The sequence below is a fragment of the bacterium Unc6 genome, assembly GCA_013626165.1.
Taxonomy (GTDB): domain Bacteria; phylum Omnitrophota; class Gorgyraeia; order Velesiimonadales; family Velesiimonadaceae; genus Velesiimonas; species Velesiimonas alkalicola.
In genome coordinates this window covers 1-19,015 of record NDHX01000015.1, presented here as the reverse complement: position 1 = coordinate 19,015, position 19,015 = coordinate 1, and the positions used below count along the sequence as shown (strand labels likewise).

The following is a 19,015-nucleotide window of genomic DNA, read 5'->3' as shown; positions in this document are numbered from 1 at the left end:
TTTAAACCGTCAAACAATTTTCCTTGCCTTTTTAACTGCCTGCTAACAGAATAGATTTTAGTCTTTTCTTTAATAAATAATAGCCGAAGGCTGAAAGAAACAGTAATCACCATAGAAAGAATAAGATAGGCTATTTTATACAATTACACCCTCATTTATAGTAGAATAAGTCTTAATAAGAAGGTGATTAGAAGGGTCTACAGCCTAAGAAAATATTCTAAAAGTGAAGTGACACAAAAAAGGTTAAAGATAATAAAATTTTATAAGCGATATAGGGAAAAAGCAACAAAAGAGGTACTTGGAGCTGATAGGAAAGCAATAAAGGCGGAGGAGCCAAAAGCCCCCTGTGAAGGCAGATCCTGGCCGATGTTCTGGATCAAAAGACTGTGACTATTAATGTGGAGGAGGGCCCGGCCTTCGGGGCCGCTCTTCTGGCCGGAGTAGAAAGCGGAATTTTCGGCGGCGTGGAAGAGGAAGTAGAGGCAAGCATCTATGAGATTGGGAAGACAATACCTCAAAGAGACAGTGCCAGAATCTACGAGCAGTTCTACCAGATTTATCGTCCTTTCTATCCTGTTCTTAAGAACACTCTTCGACAACTAGGAGAGACGCAAAATATTAGACAAAGTAAAGTCAAGAATGAAACCTGAGATTGCTGAAAAAGGGTAACGATTCGGGATTTTTTCTCTCTGAAAGGTAATTATAAAATGGTCAAGGAAATCTTCAAAAAATCTCGGGAAAATCGCTTGACAGTGGGAGTGATATAATATGAACTAAGATTTTGGAAAAACTAAACTGTCACCACAGAAGATATCAAGTATTATAAAATTTGATAATTGTATTAAAAGATGGCAAATTATTGAAACAGGGACACACAGAAAACTTGTGAGCACTCGGAGGAGGATATTATGCAAAAAGATATATTGAACAATTAAGAACAACGGCTATTACAGGTTCTTAAATGTCTATTCACCAATAAGATTTAGTATTTCCTTTGTTTTCTCTTCAACAAGTTCTTTTTCTCTTTTTGCTTCTACATTCAGCCTTATAAGAGGCTCTGTATTTGATTTTCTCAAGTTAAATCTCCATCCTGTTTTCTTGTCTTTTAAAAATTCCATAGAAAGCCCGTCTGTAAAATCTACATCGGAAGCAATATTCTTAAAATGATTGTAGACATTATCCATTATCTTATCTGGGTTTTCAACCTTTTTATTTATCTCTCCGCTGCAGGGAAACATATGCTGTCTTTCTAAAATTGCTTCTGCAAGTGAACATTTTTTAAGAGAAAGTATATCAAGCATCACAAGCAATGGAATCATCCCGGAGTCACAAAACTTAAAATCCCTGAAATAGTGGTGTGCCGACATCTCGCCGCCGTATACCGCATCTTCTTTTCTCATTCTCTGTTTAAAAAAAGCATGCCCTGTCTTATTCTGTAAGGGTATGCCCCCCATTTTTTTTACAATATCTATAGTATTCCATATAAGTCTGGGGTCATATATAATTTTCCCCCCAGGATTTTTTCTTAAAAACCTTTCCGCAATAAGCCCGACTATATAATATCCCTCTATAAAATTTCCGTTTTCATCAAAGAAAAAACACCTGTCATTGTCTCCATCCCAGGCAACACCAAAATCTGCTCCTTTTTTAATAATCTCCTCAGATGTTGTTTTTCTATTTTCCATCAATAAAGGGTTTGGAACACCATCAGGAAAATTCCCATTCGGTTCTTCCTGGATAGATGTTATTTGAACAGGCAATTGTTTTTTTAAGTATTTTAAAATAATACCAGCGCAACCGTTTCCAGGGTTTGCAACAATCTTAAATTTTTTAATACTGCTTTCTTCTAAGAACTGAAAAAGTTTTTTCAAATACAACTCTGTAGGGTCAAACTTCATCGTTTGCCCCTTCTTAACAGAATATTTAAGATTGCCGCTTATGAGCCTTTCTTCTATATTTTTAAGTCCTGTGTCAGATACCACCGGAACAGCATCTTTTAGGACAATTTTCATTCCATTATATTCTTTAGGATTATGACTTGCGGTTACCATAATCCCACCATCAATATCCGGTAGTGTAGATGTAAAATATACAACCTCTGTTCCGCATAACCCTATATCAAGAGTATCCACGCCGCCGTCATTTAATCCTTTTATCAAAGCCTTTGAAATTGCTGGACTTGAAAACCTAACATCTCTTCCCACCGCAATCCTTTTAACAGGGCCACCTGTGTTAAACTCATTTGCATATGCAACACCAATCTTGTATGCTACATCTTCGCTAATCTGCTCTGGAAACTTTCCTCTTATATCATATGGAGTAAAACAGGTTTTAAAAATATCTTTTTCCATCAGTTTAATATCAAGGCTGAATTGATTTAAATCTCATCTTTATATATCTCTTAAGAAGTGCACACAACAAAACCCTTTTCTGTTTTTTACTATCTTTTACACTTCACATATCTGATGCTGCATATCTTCTGTATCTAATAGGACAACAGTTGACTTTTCATATAACCATCCGCCACATTCGCCAGGGTTTATTATAAGAGTGTTATCCTGTTTTTCCACCACAAGGTTATGTGTATGGCCACAAATTATGATATCATATCCAGAAAACCGTTGTGATATTTCAGCAATATTATGTCCAAGAAGAATTCTTTTATTGTCTACAAGTATTTCCCATGGTCCTTGTTTTATTTTTCCCTTTGACTTCTCCATAAGCCCTGTTTTTTCACCATTATTATTCCCGAACACACCATACCACTCAATACTGCTTTCAATTATTGGAACAAGCGAAAAAGGTGCAATAAAATCTCCTGCATGTAAAATAAGTCCCACACTTTTTTCTTTAAAAATCTTTACTGCACTTTTTATTTTCGGGATATTATCATGTGTATCGGAAATTATTCCTATTTTCACTTCAGGTTCCACCTTTCCATTTCTTTAATAAATTGATAATTTGTAACTTCAAATCTTATGGGGGTTACTGATATATATCCGTTTTTTATTGCATAAGTGTCATCATCCTGTGTTTCTTCAAACTCTATCATTTCACCAGCAAGCCAGTAGTATATCTTTCCTCGAGGGTCTGTCCTTTTATCAAAGGTTTCAACATACCTTGACTTGCCCTGTTTTGTTATTCGAACACCTTTTATCATTTTTTTATTTATGGCAGGAACATTTATATTAAATATTGTACCTTTCGGAGGTTTGTTTTTCACAACAACCTTTACAAACCTTCTTATAAATTCCGCACCCACAAAAAAGTCTTTGCTCTGATAACTTACAAGCGAGACTGCAACAGATGGGATACCAAGTATCGCAGACTCTGTTGCAGCAGATACGGTTCCCGAATATATTATATCCATTGCAAGGTTTGGCCCCTGGTTTATCCCCGACACAATCACATCGGGCTTGTGTTTTAGAAGAGCTCTTACTGCTATTTTTACACAGTCTGCGGGAGTTCCCTGGACAGCATATCCTGAAATATTGCCGTTAAGTTTTCTTACCCTTAATGGGTTTGATATGCTTATGGCATGTCCTACCGCACTTTGTTCTGATTCAGGAGCAACAACAATAACCTGAAAATCTTTTTTTAAACTCTTATATGCAGCCATTATTCCTGGAGCATTTATACCATCGTCATTAGTCAGTAATACCCTGTCCATACTGATATATAGTAAACCAAATAAATCCTTATTTCAAGATTGATATTTCCAGTGTATTGTTTTATAATACTGTATATGCAGAAGTTTTGTTTGTTTATTTTGTTTATCCTGTTGCTTATGCCTTCTCCGTTGTTTGCACCTGTTCTTATTGAATCCAAAGATAACAACATTCTCTATTCTCTTGAATGGGAAAAGGCGCGCCTTCCAGTGAGAGATAAAACGGAAAGATTTAAGATCAGACTTGAAAAAATGAAAAGGGCTGATATGCAAATACTCCGTCTAACTCTACAAAATATAAAAGAAGAAAGACTGTTTCTGTACATATGGCAGGTTGAGGATGTTCCGCAAGGTTCTATCTTGTGGGATGGTTTGCAGATGCACATAGTCAATGGCAAGGATATATACTCCGATGATATTAAGGGCAGATTTCCCTTGTCCTGTGTCTGGTCTAAAGAAAGTGGCATTGCAGTCGGTATACTGCCACACCAGAGATTTTCATCTTTTCTAACAAGAAAAAAGGGGAATAAATTTTATTTTGGTATAAGGCTTTCAATAGAGCCAAAAACAACAGAGGTTATACAATTTGTAAGGTATTTCTTCCCTGCAGACCTCGGATATTTAAGGGCATTAGACTTTTATTATAATTTTTTCCCTGAGATTTTTACCACTTCAAAATCTATGGAATATGCAAATCTGCATGCTTTTGCAGATAAGTTTTTTTCCATCCAGGAGTACGAAGAAACCAAAAATACTTTTAAGTCACTTCTGGCAGACAATATTGATGGTTTTTTATACCAGTATTCAGAGCCTGAAAAACACAGGGGTGAAGCCCTTGAAAAAATATACGGGAAGTCCTTTGACGCAGAGGGTTCTTATGTTATGTCTGATGTGAGGGTTTCTCTTTTTTTTGATTTTTTAAGAAGACTTAAAAAGAACAAACAAACAGTGACACTGAATACGCAACTATTATCAACAAACAAGGTTCCATCATACCTTATCCCTTTTTATTCTGATGGTATTGTATTCAGGGGGCATTTTTATAAAAATATAAAAGACTATGAAGAAAAGTTAAGGAAGACGAGGCTTCTTCTCGGTAGTAAGCCCATTACATTAAATATCCCAGCCGAAGAAGATGATATAGGAGAATATGTAAGGTGGGAGATTATGGACCCAGAAGATATAATTGCGTTATTTAGGGCAATAGAAAACAATATGCTTGAAATGTGTTTTAAGTGGGGTGCTATTCCTGATGAGGATTTTGCATCTGGAAGAATGAAAACCTTGAGGTATCTGCCTGTGCTTGAATATATTGTCCACTCAGGATGGCAGGCTATCCCTGCAATAAGTATAGACAAAAATTACAAACAAGAAGCATCGGCTGGTCAGAAAAAAATATGGTTTTCAAGATATGGCAGGGATATTGATACAACACTGTGTGTGGGCTGGATAAAAGACAGAAAATCCTTACAAGTTCAAAATATTGATATAGGGGTATATGATTATGTGTTTGCTGATATATTTTCAAAACAAACAAAAAATATCGTTGAAAATAGTAAAACAGGTATATCTTTTCCCATATCAACAGAACATATTTTACCGGAACAAATAAAAAAAGAACAGATTTCTGTTATTAAACCCATACTGGGATTTCCCCGAGGAACAAATGTAATCGCAAGTGTTGATATAAGTGTTCAAGAAGAATCCGGTTTCTTTTCAGTTGTGGCAGATATAACCTGTTCAATCCAGATACGGGAAACTACACGGGCTGTGGTTGGAAAAATGTTTGGCGCAAGTGATATAAGTGTTTTTATAGACAATAAAAAATTACCAAAAACTAATATAAGCATCGGGGACAGAAAAGAGGTGTCTTTTATACTGGAACCAAAAAAGACACATATGATAAGGATTATATGGAAAAATGTGCCTGTTTTTGAAAAAAAACAAGGAATGGAACAGATACAGACACAAAACATAAAAAATCAACAGACATATCTGATGCTAAAAAAAGCCGGGCTAACTGAGAAGCCCTTGTTGCAGGAAGTTTTGCCATAAGGCACAGAGGGATAATGAGATTTGGTTTGATTTTAATAATATTTTTTATAGCCCGCAGTCTACATAGTGGTATTGATATTAGGATTGAAAAAGACAATGATATTCTGATGTGGCATATATCAAACCCGTATATCACTTGCGTAATTACTCCAAATGAAAACGGAAGGATTATCAAATTAGGAACATATGTGGATTCAATTCTGCGCCTGCCTGTTATAGAGAAAAAAAAGATATTTGAAGATTTGCCTTTTGAGATGTTTAATGTCCTCCCGGGCGGATACGAGGATAGATTTTTAAGTATTGATAATCCTGTAAAAGGGATTTTTTATGAGGGGGAAATTATAAAAAAGGGTGATGAATTCAGGGGCGTTGTTTCTTCTGATTTTCAAGGCCATTCTTTAAAAAGATGGATGGGATTAAAAAAAGATGAGGCATTTCTTGATATATCTGTCCTGATAAAAAACACAAGTGAACAAAATCTAGTATACACACCAACACTGTTTCTAAAACCCGGAGGTAAGTTTTATTTACAGGATAAATGGTGGGGATACCAAAAAGATTCTGTTTTTATAGGTGGAGAAGTAACAGACGGTCTTAAAGTAAACTACGAAGCCGATAAGGATGCAAGTATTATCAGGCTCTCTTATCTTTTTGAAAAACAAGCCACAGAACAGATAAGATTTCCTTTATTTGTAATGAACTGCAAAAATTCGTCAGAGGTCTTGTATATCTCAAAAAGTATTGCTGTTTTTTTAGAAAGAAATAATAAACAAACAACATTTCATTTTTTAAGCCCATCAACTATTAAAGAATGCAGACTATCTTTTTCATATAAAAACAAAAGTACTGCTATTTATGTCTCTATTTATCTTCCAATCCTCAGTCCTGATAAGGGAACAGATATAACTATTCCAGTCTCAGTTGGTCATCTGCCTGACGGTGATACAGATACAGGGACAGGGGCTGGACAAGAAGAATATATCGGCGTAAAACTTACAGACAATGATGGCAATATAATAGAAGAAATAAAAATAAGAATAGAACAAAAACTTAAAAACCGTGCAACAGGTCCTTGTGATTTCCAAAAAGTAGGTGGATGAAAATATATTGGAATATAGATAGAATTAAAAAACCTCTACAAAATTGTGCTGTTGCAATAGGTGTGTTTGATGGTGTGCACAGGGGACATCAGAAAATACTAAAAACGGTCATAAAACAGGCACAGATGCTTAAAAAGCAATCTGTCGTATTAACATTCTACCCTCACCCCGATACCATTATACATATGACTAAACATATTTCACCACTTCTTACCTCGTTAGAACACAGAATAAGGCTTTTTGCAAAATACAACATTGATACAGTTATTATACTGAAATTTACTGAAAAACTTTGTAATAAAAAAGCAGAAGATTTTATAAGAGATATTTTTAATAATAAAATTAAAGCCAAAATAGTTGTTGTGGGGACAGACTGGAAATTCGGTAAAAATACAAAAGGAGATATAAAAACTTTAAAAAGATTTGGAAAAAAATTAAATTTTGATGTTATTGGTATAAAACCTGTTAAGGTTTGCGGGGAAAACTGTAGAAGTTCTGCTATAAGGAACCTTATAAAATCAGGTTTCTTGAAAAAAGCAGACTCTCTTCTTGGTAGAAGGTTTTCAATTATGGGAGATGTAGGGCACAGGTATGGCATGGGGAAAAAATTGGGCTTCCCAACCGCAAACATAAATATTCATAATGAGATTTTACCGCCACAGGGTGTATATAGTGCTATGGTAAGGTGCATGCCGGAAATAAAAAAGTCATCTAATAAATATTACAATCTGCCAATATACAAGACTCAGAGCAGGGCATTTTATGCGGTTTTAAGTATCGGAACAAGACCAACCTTTGCCAAATCCAAAAAAATAGAGGTTGAGGCACATATATTTAATATTAAAAAAAAATTATATGGTAAAACAATTGAGATTATTCCGATTGATTTTATAAGAAAACAAAAAAAATATAAAAACGAGAAGGCGCTTATAAAGGCAATATCAAAGGATGTAGAAATTGTCAAAAAAATAAGTGCAGGAGTTTATTAAAGAAAGTGAAATATGAGCACTCATATGGCGGTGTGATATATAAAAATGGCGGTGATATCCATTTTATCCTGGTATGAAGGATTTCAAGAAAAAAGATGTATGGTGCCTGCCAAAAGGAAAACCCGAAAAAGAAGAAACCCCTGAACAGTCTGCTTTAAGAGAAGTGAAAGAGGAAACGGGTCTTTCCTTATAATAGAGAAAAAAGTAGACACAATAGAATACTGGTTTTTTAATACAGATAAACAGAAATACCTTAAAAAAGTTATATTTTTTCTTATAAAACGGACAGGCGGCAATACAAAGCAACATGACAGAAAACCAAAAGATATAAAATATTTTAAATTTAATGAGGCGATTAAAATTATGTTCTAGCCAGCAGAAAAAGAAGCCATTAAAAAGCCGTCTTACTGATAAGTGGAAACTAAATGAGAAATCAATTACTTATAATTATACCTCTGGTTCTGGGTATGTTTTTCACCGGCTGTTCAAAACAAAATGCATATCTTGGGCTTATTGTCCCTATACCAGGAGAGGCAGGTATATCTATCAGAAATGGTGTATTGCTTGCAGTTGAAGAGGCTAATTATTCCGGCAACATCAGAGGACGAAAGATAAATATTATCCTTAAAAATGAACACTCTGATACAAAAGAATTTGAGGATATAATAGAATATTTTGATAAAAAAGAAGTTTTTTCCATCATAGGCGGGCTACATTTAATTTCTCCTCAATTGGATCTCATAGATAGAAGAAACATCCCCTGTATTACTTTTACAAAAACTCCTTTAACACATCAGGGATCGGGTAGAATGATTTTTAGAATATTTAATTCAGACGCACTGCAAGCTGCAAAACTCGCCGAATTAGGATGTAAAGCCCTTTCTTTGAAATCCTATATATCAGTGATCCCCGTCGTTACTCGCACACACCCGTCTACAATATATGAGGCAAAAAGATTTGCTGAGGAGTTTTCCTCAGCTGTTCAGGTCTGGGGCTCAAAGATGATTTCTGTCCGAAAAATAAATGTGGATGAAGATTTTCAAAAATATATTCCCGTCTTAAAACAGGCAGAGTGTATTGTTTTATTAGGTTCTGTTTATGAATCCTCAATATTCTGCCAAAAGATAAAAAATCTTAATATACCGATACTTACATGGGACAGGCTACACAATAATAAATTTATATATAACGGCGGTGAAAATGTAAATGGTATAAAATTTATCGGGACATCATATCAACAGACACCGTCTGGTACAGATTTTATCAAAAGATATAATAATAGGTTTTCTGAACCGCCAAACCAGTATGCCATAGCAGGATATGAAAGTGCAAAAATTATTCTTGAGGCTGCAAAAAAATCTAATTTTGAAAGGCAAAAAATTGCAAGTGTAATCTCAGGTGCAAAAGAACTTAAAGGTGTATCAGGAACTATAACATTTGATAGCAGCGGTTCTATAATAAGAGATATGACAATCATAAAAATTAAAGATGGAGAGTTTCTGTCCCTGTGAGGATAAAAAGTGAAGGTATACAGCATAAAAACAAAGATTATACTAATTTTTTTGGTCATCTCGCTTTTACCTGTTACCATCCTCGGTTGTTTTGCATTTTATAGATTAAGGGTACAGGAAAAAAAAAGATGGGGAGATACATATAAACTTCTTGCATCAAACATAGCTGAAAAAACAGAAATCTACATTTCAAGTGCCGGTAAAACATTGCGGGCATTGTCAAAACTCATCTATGAAAAACATACACTTATTGATGAAAAAGAACTGGCTGATACATTCAGACAAAGGTATCCTGTATTTGAATCTATTGTGCTTTTAGATAGGCACGGCATTATAAGAGCCTATTCAGGAGAAGAAAAGTTCGAAGAAGGTTTTGACTTTTCTTACCAACCCTATTTCCGGAATATAAAAACACTTTCTTCAAAAAAAATCTACAACTCTATAAGCAAGCCTTTTACCTCAAATATTTCAAAAGAACAGGTACTGATAATTACATCTGCAATAATTGACGAGAATGAAAACTTACAAGCTGTTTTGTCTGGAACATTAAGCCTATCTGAAATAAACAGAATAGCAAAAGAATCTGCAACCATAGACAGGTTTGCCTTTATCATTGACAATAATGGGACAATAATGGCACATCCTGAAAATAGTTTTGTTATTGAACAACATAACTGGAAAAACATCCCTGCCATTAACCATATATTGCAAGGACAAAAAAGGGAACAACAAAAAGGAATAGCAGAGTTCACAATTTCAGGGAAAAAACAACTCAGCGGGTATGCTCCGATATACATATCAAATGAGATTGTATGGTGGGTTTTTGTATCAAGTCCTCTTGACACTATATACCTGCCGATTACCTTACTAAAAATGCCGTTCACTGTTGTTGCTCTATTAAGTCTGTTTGTGGGATTATTGTTTGCAGGTATTGTTTCAAATAAAATTGAAAACGGTATGAATATTTTTTCAACAGGTATAGAAAATTTGTCAAAGGGGAATCTTGATACCCCTATAAGAACAGTTGCCACAGATACCCAAACAAACCAAATCTTTAAAAAATTCAACCATATGGTTGAGGCACTTAAAAAATATATAAACGATATAAAAGAAACAACTGCAAAAACAAGTTCCGTTGAAAATGAAATTGAGATAGCACAGCATATTAAAATAAGCGCCCTTCCAGGTATAAGTATGATCACAGCATCAGCAGAAACATCAGGGCTATGTATAATACCTGAACAGACCTCTGGTTTTAAAGAACTTTATGACTATTTCAAAATACAGGACCAAGCAAACCCTGAACAGGAAAACCTGTGCATTGTTTTTGTTGATATAATGGATAATAAAAAACGAACAGTAGACATATCCACTTCCCTTGTTGATATAAAAGAAAAAATAAGAATAATAGCAAATTATGAAAGCTCGCCTTCTGCTATTATTAGAAACCTACAAAGATTTACAACAGGCAATGTAAAACTGTTTTTGGGAATCTACAACCCTGACAACAACCTCTTCACATATACAAATGCAGGGTTTCAGGGTGCAATACTTGCAAGCAAACTATCCATTAAAAAATTATCGCCTAACTGTCCTCCTCTTGGTAAAAAAATTGAAGCACCAGCAGGAGAAAATACAATTCTTCTTTCAAAATCAGATGTAATTGTACTTTACAACGAAGACCTGGTAAACATAAAAAATGAAAAAGAAGAGCCATTAGAAGAAGCGCAACTAAAATCACTTATTGAATACGGAAGGACAATGCCGCTATCGGGACTGTTTGATATCATACAAAAACAGGTATCAATATTTTCAGGAAAAAAAGAAAATGCAATAACAATATCAGGAATGAAGATAAAATAGGGCTTACTGAAAAATGCTAAAAATTTGGATGACAGATATAAATTTGGCTCAATGCGCGAAAGTGTGGGTAAGTAGAGATACATAAAAAGGCAAGAAGTATATATATTTATTCCCCTTTTTAGAAAAAGGGGTGTCTGCGTTAGCAGACGGGGTATTCAATATCTCCGTAGGCTTTGTAGGTATTCCTTTTAGAGAAAGGGATTAAATACCCCGTCAGACCTTTGGTCTGCCACCCCTTTTATCAAAAGGGGAATTTATATTACCCATAGTTTATTACATTGAACCATAAATTTTTCAGTAAGCCTTAAAATAAAGAAAAGGAGTATATGAATGACACAAAATATATCTGCATAATTATGGCAGGAGGAAGCGGAGAAAGATTTTGGCCATTATCAAGAATAAAAAAGCCAAAACAACTTTTAGACCTTTCAGGCGGAAAAAAGATATTATTAGAACAAACCATAGAAAGGTTTAGTGGTATAATCCCGAAAGAAGATACTTTTGTAATAACCTCAAAACAACTGTCCAAACCCCTGTCTCGTATACTGGTGGACTTAAAAATTCCTCACCGAAATATACTTGCAGAACCGTATAAAAGAAATACCACCGGATGTCTTATATATGCATCAGCACTCGCATTAGCAAGATATAAGGACTCTGAAAAAATAGTTATTGGTGCATTTCCATCAGACCATATCATTGTAGGTCAAAAAAATTTCATCAACACAATAAAAACCGCATATGAGGTGGCGGAAAGATACCCAATAATTACTACCATCGGTATTTTACCCCATAGACCTGAAACAGGATATGGATACATAGAGATACCAAAAAATTCGGTTCCTTTTGTTATGCCTGCTCAGGCGGTTGGGGGTAAAAATTTAAGGTCTAAAAAAGAGAGTATATACTGGGTTGTAAAATTCAGGGAAAAGCCATCTAAAATACAAGCAAAAAGATTTATAAGGTCGGGAAGATTTTTCTGGAATAGCGGAATGTTTTTTTTCAGTGTAAAAACTTTTCTTACGGAATTAGAATGGGCAAGCCCGGCACTGCACAAAATGACACTGAAAATAGCAGATGTAATACTTAAAAACAACACAAGACTTTTTAAAGAACTCTTTTACAAAATTGCCGATATTTCAATAGACTACTCACTGCTTGAAAAAGCAAGACATATAATGATGGTTAAAGGTAATTTTGGATGGAATGACTTGGGCGCCTGGGATGTAATTGAGGACCTGCATAGATTGACAAAGAACAGGAACATTAATGTTGGAAACAATATATTGATAGATGTCCAAAACAGCATTATATATAATGAACCGGGGCAAGAAAAGATGGCTGTATGTGCCATAGGACTGAAAAACACCGCAATTGTTGTATGCAAGGATGCCGTACTTGTTGTGCCTAAAAACAGGGCACAGGATGTAGGGCTTGCCGTAAAAGAAATGAAAAAAAAGGGGTTTAAACAGGTTTAAATACACTGGTGTTCTGGTGCTCTGGTGCTCTGGTGCCCTGGTGCCGAGAGATATTATCTGGAGGTAATCAGAGTGGTCAAGTTCACTTCCCGGGGAGTGCCCCTTTCCATCCAGGAAACAGTGACCGTTACATTCTTATAGTCAATTATTCCATCTCTATCTTCATCTATTCCGGCCACAACTGTCAGACGAGTGGCGGTAAAACCTCTCCCCAGTGCCAGCCCGCTTTCACTCTCATTGACAAGACCGGAAAATCCTCGGACTCTGGACACTTCTATCTTCTCTTCTGCTAATTCCAGTGCTAACCGTTCACGTTTGCTTACCCTGATCTGAGATGGCCCGTGAATAAAAAAGAAAGCACCCCCTATTATCACTATGGCTAAAATAAGGATGCTGAGCATGACCTCTATGAGTGTAAAGGCTTTTTTCAAGACAATCCCTCTCTGTGCTCGGGACGGAGCACCAGTGCACCAGAGCACCAGTGCACCAGTGCACCAGTGCACCAGTGCACCAGAGCACTGGTGTTCTGATTAAGGACCAGTGGTCACTCCCGCATGATTCATGGTAAGAGTAATATCGGCTATCCGGGCCCTTCCAGGAGCGCCAGTAGCGGCAACTCCGCTAGCGGTAGCGGTAAAAACAGCTGCATCTCCTGTTCCTGAGGCAGTAACCGAAAAGGCCGCGTTACGCCAGTAGTGGTTGTCTGCAGTATCCAGACCCAGCAGAGTGGCAATACCTCCGGCTCTGTCACCGGTACCGGCAGTAACCGCAAGATAAGTATTAAACTCAGCCTTATAAAGCCGCTGGGCGCTACGGATGGCTCCTAAGGTAGCAAATCCTTCTGCCGAGTAGGCTCTTCTCATATTGGCTCTATAGATGGGCACGGCCGAGACGGCCAAGATACCCACAATGATAACCACTATCATCAACTCTACCAGTGTAAAACCGCCTTTTTCTTTTATTCTCTTCAGGTTCATTTTTCTTCACCTCCTTTCATGGATAGAGCCTGCTCAACAACTGACAGAGCCCTGAAAATCAAGGCACTGTGAGTTATTGAACAGCCTCTATTAAATTTTAGTTCATTTTACTACTATTTTATAATGTGCACAAATGTGTAATTTGGACCTTCCGGGTCAATAAAGACATTAACCTGTACAAGTTCTTCCATCTTTCTGTCCTAGTACAGAGAATCGGTTAAAAAGACCCGAAAAGTCCGTGATAAATGGGGTCAACTCTATTTTCTCTAAAAAACCAATGTAGTATTATTAAAAAAAGAAAATAGAGTTGACCCCATTTATCCTCACAGTAAGTTTCCTACCTCCTGACGTAAATCTTGAAGTTTTTTGTGGCTTTTGTGGTTTAGATATCCCAACTTTAAAGAGAAATCTAAAAGATATTCTGTTTCAGCCAGGGAGCCTAATGCCATGTTTATAAACTGCCTTAATTCTTTCTTGCCTTGTCTTCCATAACCTTCAACAATATTTGTAGGCACGGATAAAACCGCTCTTCTTAGTTGAGAAGTAATTCCATAAATCTCTTCTTTAGAAAAAGACTTGGTATCTAAATAAACTTGATAGGCTAATTCATCAGCTTTCTGCCAAACAATCAACTTTTTATACCCTTTCTCTGCCACTTTTACTCCCTATCTTTCCCTGGTGCTCTGGTGCTCTACTTTACCGCTCCTGCTATCCTGAATATGGGCAGATAGATAGCCAGAACGGTTACACCTACAATTGCTCCAAGTATAACAATAAGAAGAGGTTCAATGATGGCGCTCATAGAGGTAATGGCTGACTCTACCTCATCCTGGTAGGCCTTGTGAACTCTGTCTAACATCTCCTCCATCTTTCCCGTCTCCTCGCCCACCATCACCATACGCACCATCATTCGGGGAAAAATGACATTCTTAGCCAGCCCCTCCGAGACCATACCCCCCTTGACCAACCCCCGATGCACTGCTTCAATGGCTCTGGTGAGAAAAAGATTCCCCGAGGTGTGCCCGGCAATCTCCAGAGAAGTAAGAATCGGAATTCCTCCTCTTTGCAGTGTGCTTAAGGTCTGGCTGAAGCGACCTAATGCTACTTGCTGTAAGAATTTCCCCACAAAGGGTATCTTTAATTTAAGATAGTCCAAATTATAATGTCCAGCAGAAGTGCGGCTGTAGGCGACAAAAAAGATAATAATAAGAACAACTATTCCACACCCCCAGATGATATTGCCTACTAAAAAGGAACTGATTCCAAGGACTATCCGGGTAAAGAGGGGCAAATCTACACCCATCTCGGCAAATATGGCCTGAAAGCGGGGAAGGAGAAAGAAGGTGACGAAGGCTGTTGCCCCGAGAAAGAAGAAGCCGATAAAGATAGGATAACTGGTAGCCGATTTTATCTTGCGACGCAGGGCCAGCTCGTTCTCTAAATAAGTAGAAAGGTCACTTAAAACCCCATCTAAGTTGCCACTTTCCTCCCCGGCACTAATCATAGAGATAGTTAAAGAAGAGAACACCTTCTGGTGTTTACTTAGTGCCCTGGAAAAGGAATCCCCACGAGAAATATCCTTCTTCACCTCTTGCAAAATTCTCTGCAAGGCAATATTTCCTACCCCCTCGCTTAGGTCATCAACAGCATCAGCAAGACTTACTCCCGCACCCAACATCGTGGATAACTGGCGAAAAAAGGCGGCGATATCCCCTGCTCGCAGGCGACCCCCTTTTTGCTCCCCTTTTCTTTCCTTAAAAATAGTTCTGGCAGAGACAGGAGTAATAGAAAGAGGAATAAGCCCCCGTCTGCGCAGAGAAGAGATGACCTCTCCGACAGAAGCCATATCCACTACTTCATGAAAATTTCCCCCGGAAGTATCCTTGGCAATGTAAGAAAACCTGGGCATTTTTAGGCCCTTCCTTCTTTAAGCAAAGCCTTTAATTCCTTGGGCGTAGAACTGTGTTTAAACATAATCTCTTCCTCTATCTGCCCTTCAAGATAAAGCCGGTGCAGGGAAGAGTTCATAGTGTGCATAGACTCTCCTCCTCCTAACTGAATCTGTGTATAAATTTGATTATACTTTCCCTCGCGGATAAGGTTCTGAATACCCGGGGTGCTTAACATCATTTCTGTAGCCAGGACCCGCCCTGCTTTTCCCTTCCGAGGAATAAGTTGCTGGACTATAATTGCCCGCAGTGTAAGTGAAAGGCTAACCCGAATCTCATTCTGTTCGGAGGCAGGAAACATATCCACTATCCGGCTCATCACCTGAACCACCTCCCCGCTGTGCACAGTGGAAATGACAAGGTGTCCCGTTTCGGCAATGCGAAGAGCCGCTCGCGCTGTTTCCGGATCCCGAATCTCCCCAATAAGAATCACATTTGGGTCCTGGCGCAAAACATGTCGCAGGGCCCGGGCAAAAGAGGTGGTATCTGAGCCGATCTCCCGCTGTGCAACGGTGCTTTTCTTATGATGATAAAGATACTCAATGGGGTCCTCAATAGAGATAATATGAACCGAGCGCTCCTGGTTGATATACTCAATAATAGAAGCCATGGTGGTTGTCTTTCCGCTTCCGGTAGGACCGCTTACCAGAATCAACCCATATGGCAAGACTGCCAGATGTGCCATAGTCTTCTCCGGGAGCCCCAACTCCTTAAAAGAAGGAATGGAATAGGGAAGAGCCCGAATAGAGGCTCCCACAGAACCCCGCTGAAAATAAAGATTTATCCGAAAACGACCCAGGCCGGAAACTCCATATGAGAGGTCTATTTCCTTTTCTTGTTCAAAGGTCTTCCTCTCGGTATCATTTAGAAGTTCATAGGCCAACCGCTGGCAGTCATCGGGGGTCAGAAGTTCTAACTCAGGGATAGAGACAAGCTCACCTGCCACTCTTGCCTGAGGTGGACGCTGAACCGTAAGATGTAAATCTGAGGCACCCATCTGAACTGCTGCCTTTAGAAGTGTCCTAATTTCTATCTTCTCCCCCAAATGTAGCTCCTAATACTTCTTCTAATGTGGTCAAACCGGCTACTACTTTTTCCAGTCCCCTCTCCCGGAGATTCTTCATTCCTCCGAGGTAGGCCTGATCCCGCAGCTCTTGCTCCTTTTTACCATCAAGAATGAGCTTTTTTATCCTTTCGTTTAATTCAAATGCCTCAAAGATGCCACATCTACCCCGATAACCGATATAATCGCAATGTGAGCAGCCCTTCCCACGAGAGAATATTTTAGCCCCCTCTATAATATCCTTTCCCATTCTGCTGGCAGACAGCTGGTCCAGTAAATTCTCGTCTGGGGAATGAATCTCACGGCAATGGGGACAGAGGCGGCGAACCAAACGCTGTGCCATAACTAAATTTAAAGAAGAGGCGATAAAGTGAGCCTCAATCCCCATATCCATCAGACGGCTAACAGCGGCTATGCTATTATTGGTATGGAGAGTGGAAAGAACTAAGTGACCGGTAAGGGCTGCCCGGATGGCTATCTCCGCCGTCTCCTGATCTCTTATTTCGCCCACCATAATGACATTAGGGTCCTGACGCAAGATATGTCGCAAGGTAGCAGCAAAGGTAAGGCCAATACTGGGCTTTACCTGAACCTGGTTTATTCCTTTTAGCTCATATTCTACGGGGTCCTCCACGGTGATGATATTGCGGCCCGGGTCATTGATAGAATTAAGGCCGGCATAAAGGGTGCTTGTCTTCCCGCTTCCGGTAGGACCTGTTAAAAGAAACATCCCGTAGGGAAGTTGGAGGCAGGCCTTAAATTTTTCCAGGTCACTTTTTTCCAATCCTAACTCCTTAATATCTGTAGCCGCCGCCTCTTTATCTAATATCCGCAAAACCACCTTCTCCCCGTAAATAGTGGGCAGGGTGGAGACCCTGATGTCTATCTCTTTTTCCTTTATTTTGAGGCGACAGCGTCCATCCTGAGGAAGCCGCCGTTCGGCAATATTAAGGTTGGAGATTATCTTTACACGACTGACGATGGCTGAAAACATCCGTTTGGGAGGGGAAGCAAATTTTTGTAGATACCCATCTATGCGAAAACGAACATTGACCCTGTCCTCCCCCGGTTCAATATGAAGGTCGCTGGCTCTTTTATTTACCGCTTCTAAAAACAAGAGGTTGACAAAATTGATTACCGGGGCATCTGCGGCCGAGGCTCGGAGTTGGTCCAGGTCAATCTTCTCATCCTCTACCCTTTCCGTCTCCACAAGGGAAAGCTCTTTCAGACTCTTTTCTATATCGGGAAACTCCCCGTAATGCTCATTTATGGCCCTGAGGATATCTTCATCTGAGCTTTTCACCGGACTTATCTTAAATCCGGTATGGCTCTTCACAATATCCAGGACAACAATATCAGTAGGGTCGGCGGTAGCTACGACGAGGAGATCATTTCTCTTTTCAATAGCAACAAGATTAAAGCGCCGGGCTATTTCCTCGGGGATGGTCTTAACCACGGCCGGGGAGAGTTTCATCTCTGCCAGGTTAACGACAGGAACCATTCTTCTCTGGAGGGAGAGAGCATAGTAGAGTTTTTCCCTGTCCAGAAAACCCAAATGTATAAGAATTTCCCCTAAGAGCCTCTTTCCCCCCTCCTCTTCCTGTAAAAGGAGGGCTTCTCTTAGATTTTCCTCAACGATGAACCCCTCCATAAGGAGAATTTCGCCAAGTTTTAATTTTTCTGATTTAATCATTTATCCCATATCCCTCGCTACGCTCGGGATAGAGCACCAGACACCAGACACCAGAGCACCAGACACCAGAGCACCAGGGCACCAGGGCACCAGTTATAATGAAAGATAAAATTTCCACAGTAAGTTTCCTACCTCCTGGCGTAAATCTTGAAGTTTTTCATAGTTTTTGTGGTTTAAATATCCTAATCTTAAAGAAAAATCTAAAAGATATTCTGTCTCGGCTAAAGAGCCTAAGGCCATGTTCACAAATTGTTTTAATTCTTTTCTTCCTTGTCTTCCATATCCTTCTACAATATTTACCGCCACAGATAAAGCCGCTCTTCTCAATTGCGAAGTTATGCCGTATATTTCTTCTTTAGGAAAATCCTTAGTAAAAACATAGACTTTATATGCCAATTCATCCGCTTTTTGCCACACTATCAGCTTTTTGTATCCTCTTTCATCCATCTTCTATCTGTTTTTACTGGTGCTCTGGTGCTCTGGTGCCCTGGTGTTCTGCGTCTTTCATCCATCTTCTATCTGTTTTTACTGGTGCTCTGGTGCTCTGGTGCCCTGGTGCCCTGGTGTTGCTGGTATCATTTCCAATGTAAAGAGTGTTTCCCCACGGAGGAGAACCACAACCTCTTCCTCTTTTTTTATCTTGACTACCTTAACTTCCCCTATTTCGTCC

The 19,015-nt window shown here is 38.6% G+C and carries 19 protein-coding genes; 8 read left to right on the top strand and 11 right to left on the bottom strand.

The genetic code is table 11. The annotated features are described in order from the left end of the window. The first annotated feature begins 386 nt into the window (after positions 1-386). Positions 387-650, top strand: coding sequence for a hypothetical protein (locus B9J78_06390; GenBank protein ID MBA2124540.1), 264 nt, complete (start codon positions 387-389; stop codon positions 648-650). A 315-nt stretch (positions 651-965) separates the two neighbouring features. Here the strand turns inward: B9J78_06390 and B9J78_06385 are convergent, their stop codons facing one another. From B9J78_06385 to B9J78_06370, 4 genes are all read right to left on the bottom strand, one after another. Beyond that, complete coding sequence (locus B9J78_06385) at positions 966-2,351, bottom strand: phosphomannomutase (GenBank protein MBA2124539.1); 1,386 nt, start codon at positions 2,349-2,351, stop codon at positions 966-968. 96 nt (positions 2,352-2,447) lie between these two features. Beyond that, positions 2,448-2,933, bottom strand: a complete 486-nt coding sequence (locus B9J78_06380; GenBank protein MBA2124538.1) for a hypothetical protein — start codon at positions 2,931-2,933, stop codon at positions 2,448-2,450. Beyond that, on the bottom strand, positions 2,918-3,670 hold the full coding sequence (locus B9J78_06375) for a 5'/3'-nucleotidase SurE (protein ID MBA2124537.1): 753 nt from the start codon (positions 3,668-3,670) through the stop codon (positions 2,918-2,920). Before B9J78_06375 ends, B9J78_06380 begins: the two co-directional genes overlap by 16 nt. Continuing rightward, the gene (locus B9J78_06370) at positions 3,652-3,840 is read right to left on the bottom strand and encodes a hypothetical protein (GenBank protein MBA2124536.1); all 189 of its coding nucleotides are present in this window, start codon (positions 3,838-3,840) and stop codon (positions 3,652-3,654) included. The genes B9J78_06375 and B9J78_06370 overlap by 19 nt, the downstream gene beginning before the upstream one ends. A 37-nt stretch (positions 3,841-3,877) precedes the next feature. Here B9J78_06370 and B9J78_06365 point away from each other — a divergent pair, with 37 nt between their 5' ends. The 7 genes from B9J78_06365 (at position 3,878) to B9J78_06335 (ending at position 12,663) form a co-directional block, all read left to right on the top strand. Beyond that, entirely contained in the window at positions 3,878-5,722 is a 1,845-nt protein-coding gene (locus B9J78_06365; protein ID MBA2124535.1) for a hypothetical protein, read from the top strand. 14 nt (positions 5,723-5,736) lie between these two features. Then, complete coding sequence (locus B9J78_06360; GenBank protein MBA2124534.1) at positions 5,737-6,822, top strand: hypothetical protein; 1,086 nt, start codon at positions 5,737-5,739, stop codon at positions 6,820-6,822. Continuing rightward, on the top strand, positions 6,819-7,811 hold the full coding sequence (locus B9J78_06355; protein MBA2124533.1) for a riboflavin biosynthesis protein RibF: 993 nt from the start codon (positions 6,819-6,821) through the stop codon (positions 7,809-7,811). Before B9J78_06360 ends, B9J78_06355 begins: the two co-directional genes overlap by 4 nt. 73 nt (positions 7,812-7,884) lie before the next feature. Next, on the top strand, positions 7,885-8,004 hold the full coding sequence (locus B9J78_06350; protein MBA2124532.1) for a hypothetical protein: 120 nt from the start codon (positions 7,885-7,887) through the stop codon (positions 8,002-8,004). A gap of 232 nt (positions 8,005-8,236) precedes the next feature. Continuing rightward, the gene (locus tag B9J78_06345) at positions 8,237-9,322 is read left to right on the top strand and encodes a hypothetical protein (GenBank protein ID MBA2124531.1); all 1,086 of its coding nucleotides are present in this window, start codon (positions 8,237-8,239) and stop codon (positions 9,320-9,322) included. 9 nt (positions 9,323-9,331) lie between these two features. Further along, the gene (locus B9J78_06340; GenBank protein MBA2124530.1) at positions 9,332-11,185 is read left to right on the top strand and encodes a hypothetical protein; all 1,854 of its coding nucleotides are present in this window, start codon (positions 9,332-9,334) and stop codon (positions 11,183-11,185) included. A gap of 326 nt (positions 11,186-11,511) precedes the next feature. Then, a complete protein-coding gene (locus B9J78_06335; protein MBA2124529.1) occupies positions 11,512-12,663 on the top strand; it encodes a hypothetical protein in 1,152 nt (383 codons plus the stop codon). 53 nt (positions 12,664-12,716) lie between these two features. Here B9J78_06335 and B9J78_06330 read toward each other — a convergent pair whose 3' ends face one another. The 7 genes from B9J78_06330 to B9J78_06300 all read right to left on the bottom strand — a co-directional run bounded on the left by B9J78_06330 (position 12,717) and on the right by B9J78_06300 (position 18,792). Beyond that, positions 12,717-13,094 (bottom strand): hypothetical protein, encoded by a 378-nt coding sequence (locus B9J78_06330; GenBank protein MBA2124528.1) that lies wholly within the window; start codon positions 13,092-13,094, stop codon positions 12,717-12,719. 99 nt (positions 13,095-13,193) lie between these two features. Further along, on the bottom strand, positions 13,194-13,640 hold the full coding sequence (locus B9J78_06325) for a hypothetical protein (GenBank protein ID MBA2124527.1): 447 nt from the start codon (positions 13,638-13,640) through the stop codon (positions 13,194-13,196). A 323-nt stretch (positions 13,641-13,963) separates the two neighbouring features. After that, positions 13,964-14,296 (bottom strand): four helix bundle protein, encoded by a 333-nt coding sequence (locus B9J78_06320; protein MBA2124526.1) that lies wholly within the window; start codon positions 14,294-14,296, stop codon positions 13,964-13,966. 35 nt (positions 14,297-14,331) lie between these two features. Continuing rightward, positions 14,332-15,549 carry a hypothetical protein gene (locus B9J78_06315; GenBank protein MBA2124525.1) on the bottom strand — a complete coding sequence of 406 codons (1,218 nt, stop codon included), beginning with the start codon at positions 15,547-15,549 and terminating at the stop codon, positions 14,332-14,334. Between the two features lie 2 nt (positions 15,550-15,551). Next, positions 15,552-16,634: a type IV pili twitching motility protein PilT gene (locus B9J78_06310; protein ID MBA2124524.1), complete on the bottom strand. Its 1,083-nt coding sequence runs from the start codon at positions 16,632-16,634 to the stop codon at positions 15,552-15,554. After that, positions 16,612-18,345, bottom strand: a complete 1,734-nt coding sequence (locus B9J78_06305; protein ID MBA2124523.1) for a hypothetical protein — start codon at positions 18,343-18,345, stop codon at positions 16,612-16,614. The genes B9J78_06310 and B9J78_06305 overlap by 23 nt, the downstream gene beginning before the upstream one ends. Before the next feature lie 93 nt (positions 18,346-18,438). Further along, positions 18,439-18,792 (bottom strand): four helix bundle protein, encoded by a 354-nt coding sequence (locus B9J78_06300; protein ID MBA2124522.1) that lies wholly within the window; start codon positions 18,790-18,792, stop codon positions 18,439-18,441. Positions 18,793-19,015 lie beyond the last annotated feature (223 nt).

Bases quoted from the DNA above. Each gene is read 5' to 3' on its own strand.
- B9J78_06355 (MBA2124533.1), top strand. From the start codon at position 6,819: ATGAAAATATATTGGAATATAGATAGAATTAAAAAACCTCTACAAAAT.
- B9J78_06300 (MBA2124522.1), bottom strand. From the start codon at position 18,792: ATGGATGAAAGAGGATACAAAAAGCTGATAGTGTGGCAAAAAGCGGAT.
- B9J78_06345 (MBA2124531.1), top strand. From the start codon at position 8,237: ATGAGAAATCAATTACTTATAATTATACCTCTGGTTCTGGGTATGTTT.
- B9J78_06325 (MBA2124527.1), bottom strand. From the start codon at position 13,640: ATGAACCTGAAGAGAATAAAAGAAAAAGGCGGTTTTACACTGGTAGAG.
- B9J78_06370 (MBA2124536.1), bottom strand. From the start codon at position 3,840: ATGTTGTTATCTTTGGATTCAATAAGAACAGGTGCAAACAACGGAGAA.
- B9J78_06305 (MBA2124523.1), bottom strand. From the start codon at position 18,345: ATGATTAAATCAGAAAAATTAAAACTTGGCGAAATTCTCCTTATGGAG.
- B9J78_06385 (MBA2124539.1), bottom strand. From the start codon at position 2,351: ATGGAAAAAGATATTTTTAAAACCTGTTTTACTCCATATGATATAAGA.
- B9J78_06335 (MBA2124529.1), top strand. From the start codon at position 11,512: ATGAATGACACAAAATATATCTGCATAATTATGGCAGGAGGAAGCGGA.
- B9J78_06315 (MBA2124525.1), bottom strand. From the start codon at position 15,549: ATGCCCAGGTTTTCTTACATTGCCAAGGATACTTCCGGGGGAAATTTT.
- B9J78_06375 (MBA2124537.1), bottom strand. From the start codon at position 3,670: ATGGACAGGGTATTACTGACTAATGACGATGGTATAAATGCTCCAGGA.
- B9J78_06360 (MBA2124534.1), top strand. From the start codon at position 5,737: ATGAGATTTGGTTTGATTTTAATAATATTTTTTATAGCCCGCAGTCTA.
- B9J78_06350 (MBA2124532.1), top strand. From the start codon at position 7,885: ATGAAGGATTTCAAGAAAAAAGATGTATGGTGCCTGCCAAAAGGAAAA.